Below are 6,663 nucleotides of genomic sequence, written 5' to 3'. Positions count from 1 at the left end.
GGCGTCACCGAACCGGGCTTGCACAGGATCTGGCCACGCTCGACCTGGTCGCGGTTGATGCCGCGGATCAGCGCGCCGATGTTGTCGCCGGCCTGACCCTGGTCGAGCAGCTTGCGGAACATTTCAACGCCGGTCACCGTCGTCTTCTGCGTCGCCTTGATGCCGACGATCTCGACTTCCTCGCCAACCTTGACGATACCGCGCTCAACACGGCCGGTCACAACCGTACCACGACCCGAGATCGAGAAAACGTCTTCGATCGGCATCAGGAAGGGCTGGTCAACCGGACGCTCGGGCGTCGGGATGTAGTCGTCGACAGCGGCCATCAGCGCGCGGATCGCGTCTTCGCCGATTTCCTTGTTGCTGTCTTCCAGAGCAGCAAGAGCCGAGCCCTTGATGATCGGGATTTCGTCGCCGGGGAACTCGTAAGAGTCGAGCAGTTCGCGAACTTCCATTTCGACGAGCTCGAGGAGCTCTTCGTCGTCGACCTGGTCAACCTTGTTGAGGAAGACGACGATGCCCGGAACGCCAACCTGACGGGCAAGCAGGATGTGCTCGCGGGTCTGCGGCATCGGGCCGTCGGCGGCCGAGCACACCAGGATCGCGCCGTCCATCTGGGCAGCACCGGTGATCATGTTCTTCACATAGTCGGCGTGGCCGGGGCAGTCGACGTGGGCGTAGTGACGCTTCTCCGTCTCATACTCGACGTGCGCCGTCGAAATGGTGATGCCACGGGCCTTTTCTTCCGGCGCCGCGTCGATCTGGTCATACGCACGGAAGTCACCGAAGAACTTCGTGATCGCAGCCGTCAGTGTCGTCTTGCCGTGGTCAACGTGACCGATCGTGCCGATGTTGACGTGCGGTTTGCTCCGCTCAAACTTTGCCTTTGCCATGAAAATGCTTCCTGTAACTGGTAACACGGATGACCCGGCGAACCGGTTTAGTGCCGCCGTTTAAGGCTTTCGAAAGCAATAAGCAAGACCAAATTCGCCTGTTTGGCGCGCCGGGGCGTCCGGCGCGGCAAAAGCCAGCGGCATTTGCGAAAAAGCAACGCATGACCAAGAGCTTGCGGGAACGCCTGTTTGCGGCATTCGCTGGCCGTCCGGACCCCGGCTCCGCGATTACGCGCCGGCGCGGGAGACCCCGCCGGGCTCCACTGCGGAAGGCGCGCCATCGGCCACCACGCGGTTGCGCCCCAGCCGCTTTGCCCCGTAGAGCGCGTTGTCAGCCATGCGATAAAGCGTCTCATAGCCGCGTTCGGAGCGCGCCGTCGCAACGCCGATGCTGCAGGTCGCCTCCAGGTCCTCGGCCACGTCGGGAAAACGGCGATGGGCCAGATGGACGCGAATGCGCTCCGCCATGGCGCATGCGCCCTGTCGGTCAAGCCCGACCGAAAAAATGGCGAATTCATCACCGCCGATCCTTCCGACCACATCCGTCGCCCGCGTCTCGCGCAGAAGGATTTCGCCGAAAGCCCTCAGCACCGCATCGCCGGCAGGATGGCCCAGCGTATCATTGGTGATCTTGAACGTGTCGAGATCGAGCAGCGTCAGCGCTACCAGCGACGCCGAGCGCTCGGCATAGAAGCCGGCAAGCGCCCGGTCGAAGCCTTCCCGGTTCAACACGCCGGTCAGCTGGTCGCGGTCGCGCAGATTGTTGAGCCGGTCGAGCGATTCCACGAAATGCGACGCCAGGATCTCCAGAGCCAGTATCATGGCAAGGAGCAGCATATAGACCTGCATGAACTGCCAGAAGATCGAATCCGGGTCGACGATGTTGTCTGAAAAGAAGATGCCGACGCTGCGCACGGTATGGGCAATGCCGAGAGCAACGATCGTCCAGAAAATCAGCTTGTCGTGAATATTGTCGCCGCGGCGGATCCAGAAGCGCAGCATGGTCGTCAGCATGATCAGGAACAGGCCGATATTGACCGCCAGCGTGCGCGAAAAGACGGAGCCGAAGAACAGGAAGCCCGCGTAAACGGCAAACAGGGAAAGAAATATGGCGACATTGCCCGGCAATGTGAAGGTCTTGCCGCGCCGCTGCAGCAGGGCTTCCGCCAGGATCACCTGGGTTGCGATGAAAAGTCCGTTGGCGACCAGAAGAACGGCATGGTCGGCGAAGACGCCGCGCAGCATCATCACGCCGAAACCGGCGGAGAGAAGGGTATAACAGGCCGCAAGCAGCAGCAGATAGAAACGGCGCACGCCCGTCAACCAGGCGACGATGAAACTCCCGGCCAGAATCAAGAGGCCGCCGGGGACGATGAGTGCTTGCATTATTGTCACGTCTTAACTGCCGGCGCCGAAGCGCTCCCCTCGCCCATGCCGTACCCCCCGGCCCGCAAAGAAACGCAAGCAGGTGCAGGACTTCATCGACCGCACCTTGGGCACAGCGGCAAACCCGGTACGGTCCGCGCCATCTTACGCGCAAAGTGATTTATTTCAATATTTGAGGAAAACCGGAAGGAATGATGTCAGACTGGAGCGGGTAGCGGGAATCGAACCCGCATATTCAGCTTGGAAGGCTGCTGCTCTACCATTGAGCTATACCCGCGCAAACGTCAGGCGCCGGTGGTGGAGGAGGTTGGATTCGAACCAACGTAGACTAAGTCAACGGATTTACAGTCCGTCCGTTTTAACCACTCACGCACTCCTCCAGTACCAGCCTGGACGGCAGTCATGCCTTGAATCGTTCGCCGCTGCCCGTTGGCCTTGGCGATGTCGATCTGCGCCGCGTATATGACCGGCTCGCCTCGCTCTGTCAACACGGCGCGACAGAAAAAAATGACAGAAAAATCACAGCCGCATGCCGGACCGCGCGCTTTCCCCTTTCTTGCGCCGGAATGGCCTAGCCTGAGGCCGCGCCGGGCCTTATAACGGGCGCATGAGCAAAAAAGATGACCAGAACGGCTCCCCCAGGGATGCCCACTACGCCAAGCTGAGACGCGCCCACCGCGATGCCAAGCGCGCCCGCGAGGGCATGCCGGCAAAGGCGGACAGACGCGGGCCGAAAAAGACGCCCGGACCGCTGCCCGTCAGCGGTGACGAGGTGCTGCTTTACGGCCTGCACACCGTGCGCGCGGCAATCGAGAACCCCGAGCGCAAGCTGATCTCGCTGAAGGTGACGCAGAACGCCCTTGCCCGGCTGACCGACGGGCTGGCACTGCCGGAGAGCCTCCCCGTGGAGATCGTGCGCCCGCGCGAGATCGACGACATTCTCGGCGAGGACGCCATCCATCAGGGCGTGATGCTGAAGACCCTGGCGCTTCCCGTGCGCCGCCTCGACGCGCTGAACGACAGCCCGCTGCTGCTCGTGCTCGATCAGGTGACCGATCCGCACAATGTCGGCGCGATCCTGCGCTCGGCAGTCGCCTTTTCCGCCGGCGCGGTGATCACCACCATGCGCCACAGCCCGGCCGAATCAGGCGTGCTCGCCAAATCGGCCTCCGGCGCCCTGGAACATATTCCGTATATCCAGATCACCAATCTCGCCAAGGCGCTCGATGAGCTGCACGCCATGGGCTTTGCCTCGATCGGGCTTGATTCGGAAGGCCCCGCTCCGCTGGAGGAAACCTTTGCCGGCGGCAAGGTCGCGCTGGTTCTCGGCGCTGAAGGCAAGGGGCTTCGACAGAAGACCCGCGAAACCGTCACCGCGCTCGCCCGCCTCGACATGCCGGGCGCCATCAAGTCGCTCAACGTCTCCAACGCCTCGGCAATCGCGCTCTATGCCGCCCGCCAGCATCTGGCGAAATTCGCCAAGGGCTGAAAATGTACCTCCTCCGGCAACAAAGCAGCATTGCCAGACGTTGAGAGATGTCGGGCGATGAAGGATCGTCGCCGGGTGTTTCGAACCAGAACGGCTCAAAAAGAGGTCTGACCATGAAAGTCGTCTTCACCGATCTCGACGGCACGCTTCTCGATCACGAGACCTATTCGCTGGAGCCGGCCCGGCCCGCGCTCGAGGCGCTGAAAGGGCGCGGCATCCCGATCATCCTCGCCAGCAGCAAGACGGAGGCGGAGATGCGGCCGATCGCCGCGGATATCGGCATCGAAGACCCGATGATCGTGGAAAACGGCGCCGGGATCGTCGGCCTGCCGGGTGCGGAAGGCGGCGAGACAGATACATATCAGCGGCTGCGCGCGGCGCTTGAGGCGATGCCGCCCGCACTCCGGCGGAAATTCCAGGGTTTCGGAGACTGGAACGATGAAGAGGTGGCCGAGAAGACCGGCATGCGGCTTGAGGCAGCCCGGCTCGCTCGCCAGCGACAATTCTCCGAGCCGGGGCTTTGGTCCGGCAGCGAGGATGAACGGGCGGAATTCCGCGCGCGGCTGAAGGAAAGCGGCTTTCAGGCCGTCCAGGGCGGCCGGTTCTTCACGCTGATGCCGGAGACATCCAAGGCCGATGCGATGCACCGGGTCGCCGAGGCCTACCGAGAGAAGATGGGTGAAGACGTCTTCACCATCGCGCTCGGCGACGCGCCGAACGACGCGGCTATGCTCGAAGCCGCCGACAAGGGTTTCATCATAGCAAATCCGGCCCATGCGCCGCTTGCCGAGACGGCCCGCGAACGCGAGGGCCACATCCTCCGCTCGGACAAGGCCGGGCCATCTGGTTGGAACGACATGATATTGCAATTATTGGCATAATATAGTTGGTAGATGAGGTCCCTCCCCTTTCGGCCACCCGTCTTCGGGGCCTGCCGCAACAAAAACACCAGGAGCGCCCGCAATGGCTGATTTTCATCAAAATGGCGTTGTCGCAACGCTTCACAATCTGCGCGAGCGCTCGCTGCACCGGGTCGAGCGCGAGCTGACCAGTTTCTCGGCGACGCGGCCAATCACGCTGATCCTGCCGTCGTTGTTTTCCGAGCTCGAGGCCGAGGCGCTGGACAATATCGTCAACCATCTGACGGAAGTGCCCTATATCTCCAACATCGTCATCGGTCTCGACCAGGCCGACGAGGAGCAGTATCGCTACGCCCTGAAATATTTCAGCCGCCTGCCGCAGAGCCATGCCGTGCTCTGGAATGACGGCCCGCGGATGAAGGCGGTGCACAACCGGCTCGGCGACGCGGCGCTTGCGCCCCAGGAACCCGGCAAGGGCCGCAATGTCTGGTATTGCATCGGCTATGTGCTCGGCGCGCGCAATTCCTCCGTGGTGGCGCTGCATGACTGCGACATCGTCACCTATTCGCGCGAGATGCTGGCGCGCCTCGTCTACCCGGTCACCAACCCGGCCTTCCCTTATGTCTTCTCCAAGGGTTACTACCCGCGCATCGCCGACGGCTCGCTCAACGGTCGCGTTACCAGGCTTCTGGTCACGCCGCTTCTCCTGAGTCTTGAAAAGACCATCGGCCACCAGCCCTATATCGATTACCTGAAGGCCTTCCGCTATCCGCTTGCCGGCGAATTCGCCATGCGCACCCATATCCTGCCGGACATCCGCATTCCCTGGGACTGGGGGCTCGAGATCGGCGTTCTCTCGGAACTGTGGCGCAACTATTCCAACGCCGCCATCTGCCAGGTGGACATTGCCGATGCCTATGACCACAAGCACCAGCCGCTGTCGCCGGAAGATGCCAAGAAGGGCCTGTCGCGCATGTCGACGGATATCTGCAAGGCCGTGTTCCGCAAGCTCGCCACCGATGGCGTGACCTTCTCCCAGGAAACGCTTCGAACGGTGAAGGCCTCCTATTTCCGCACGGCGCTCGATCTCGTCGAGATCTATCACAACGACGCCCGCATGAACGGGCTTTCGACCGACCGTCACAAGGAAGAACAGGCCGTGGAGCTCTTTGCCACTAACCTGATCGAGGCCGGCAATTCCTTCCTCGAGGAACCGGACGCCACGCCGCTGATGCCGCGCTGGAACCGCGTCTTGAGCGCCCTGCCAGACATTCTCGACGAAATGCAGGCCGCCGTCGCCGCCGACATGGCGGAATATGGCTGAACCTCAAGGTTGCAGATGGCGGAAGAACTCCTCAGGACAGGCCGCCAGAGGCCTGTTCCCGTGGCGACAGACGAAAGCCGAGGGGTGTCCCGGCGTCAGCGGCCTGGCTCAAACGCTTTGTGTGTCTCGCCGCGGCGCCGGCTCGACGACATATGCAGGGCGTCGAGGACCAGCGCCCGAGGCGACGCCTAGGCAGAGGCAAAGCGAGAAAGACGGCAGGACTTGGTCGGCCCGCACGGGAAGTCTCTGCCCCGAGATCCGAACTCATGCCCTGATGAGCGGGGTCGATCGAGAAGCGTTCATCTGCAAGGCATCCTCCATTTCAGCCCCAAGAAAAAACAATAGCTTGGCAAGAAAACCATAAACAGGCCGGCGTTTTCTTGAATCAATGCCGGCTGCAACCGGTATTTGCGGCCAGGCACGGTTCGATACCGGAAACCTCCTTCGCCCGGGTAAGGAAGAGCCTGCGGTCCAACGCCCTTGAGCGCAATCTCCTCTTGCAGGCGATAGCCATTGGAGACGAAGTCGGACGGCGCCAAGATGCGCTCTGCGGCTTTCATCATCGGCTTCAATACGCTGGCCCGGAATGGCGCGCGCCAGGTTTTGCGACGATCCGCTGCCGATAGGGCGCCGGACTGGACTGACAAGACCTGTGCCTTACAAATAAACAAGCAATCACTACTTTTTTATGTACTTAACGTCTAACATAAG

The 6,663-nt window shown here is 61.8% G+C and carries 6 protein-coding genes and 2 tRNA genes; 3 read left to right on the top strand and 5 right to left on the bottom strand.

All coding sequences use genetic code 11. The annotated features are described in order from the left end of the window. The 4 genes from tuf to GGR30_RS19480 all read right to left on the bottom strand — a co-directional run. Positions 1-893: elongation factor Tu (gene tuf, locus GGR30_RS19495; RefSeq protein WP_183490009.1), on the bottom strand; the 893-nt coding region annotated here is incomplete at its 3' end. 228 nt (positions 894-1,121) lie between these two features. After that, positions 1,122-2,279: a GGDEF domain-containing protein gene (locus GGR30_RS19490; RefSeq protein WP_183490007.1), complete on the bottom strand. Its 1,158-nt coding sequence runs from the start codon at positions 2,277-2,279 to the stop codon at positions 1,122-1,124. Positions 2,280-2,482: 203 nt separating this feature from the next. Continuing rightward, a tRNA-Gly gene (locus tag GGR30_RS19485) sits at positions 2,483-2,556 on the bottom strand. Positions 2,557-2,574: 18 nt separating this feature from the next. Continuing rightward, positions 2,575-2,659, bottom strand: a tRNA-Tyr gene (locus GGR30_RS19480). Positions 2,660-2,886: 227 nt separating this feature from the next. On the opposite strand from GGR30_RS19480, the gene GGR30_RS19475 reads away from it, so the two are divergent. From GGR30_RS19475 to GGR30_RS19465, 3 genes are all read left to right on the top strand, one after another. Continuing rightward, positions 2,887-3,768, top strand: coding sequence for a TrmH family RNA methyltransferase (locus GGR30_RS19475; RefSeq protein WP_183490004.1), 882 nt, complete (start codon positions 2,887-2,889; stop codon positions 3,766-3,768). Positions 3,769-3,881: 113 nt separating this feature from the next. Next, entirely contained in the window at positions 3,882-4,649 is a 768-nt protein-coding gene (locus GGR30_RS19470) for an HAD-IIB family hydrolase (RefSeq protein ID WP_183490001.1), read from the top strand. An 82-nt stretch (positions 4,650-4,731) separates the two neighbouring features. Beyond that, positions 4,732-5,952, top strand: a complete 1,221-nt coding sequence (locus tag GGR30_RS19465; RefSeq protein WP_183489998.1) for a glycosyltransferase family protein — start codon at positions 4,732-4,734, stop codon at positions 5,950-5,952. 299 nt (positions 5,953-6,251) lie between these two features. Here GGR30_RS19465 and GGR30_RS19460 read toward each other — a convergent pair whose 3' ends face one another. Beyond that, positions 6,252-6,599: a hypothetical protein gene (locus GGR30_RS19460; RefSeq protein ID WP_183489995.1), complete on the bottom strand. Its 348-nt coding sequence runs from the start codon at positions 6,597-6,599 to the stop codon at positions 6,252-6,254. Between the last annotated feature and the right edge of the window lie 64 nt (positions 6,600-6,663).

Origin of the sequence: Martelella radicis (genome assembly GCF_014196625.1) — a bacterium.
Taxonomy (GTDB): Bacteria; Pseudomonadota; Alphaproteobacteria; order Rhizobiales; family Rhizobiaceae; genus Martelella; species Martelella radicis.
Note: the sequence above shows the minus strand (reverse complement) of the source record. Positions and strands in the feature narration are given on the sequence as shown.

What these genes read in the sequence shown, in the direction of transcription:
- GGR30_RS19465 (WP_183489998.1), top strand. Translation starts at nt 4,732, where the DNA reads ATGGCTGATTTTCATCAAAATGGCGTTGTCGCAACGCTTCACAATCTG.
- GGR30_RS19475 (WP_183490004.1), top strand. Translation starts at nt 2,887, where the DNA reads ATGAGCAAAAAAGATGACCAGAACGGCTCCCCCAGGGATGCCCACTAC.
- GGR30_RS19470 (WP_183490001.1), top strand. Translation starts at nt 3,882, where the DNA reads ATGAAAGTCGTCTTCACCGATCTCGACGGCACGCTTCTCGATCACGAG.
- GGR30_RS19490 (WP_183490007.1), bottom strand. Translation starts at nt 2,279, where the DNA reads ATGCAAGCACTCATCGTCCCCGGCGGCCTCTTGATTCTGGCCGGGAGT.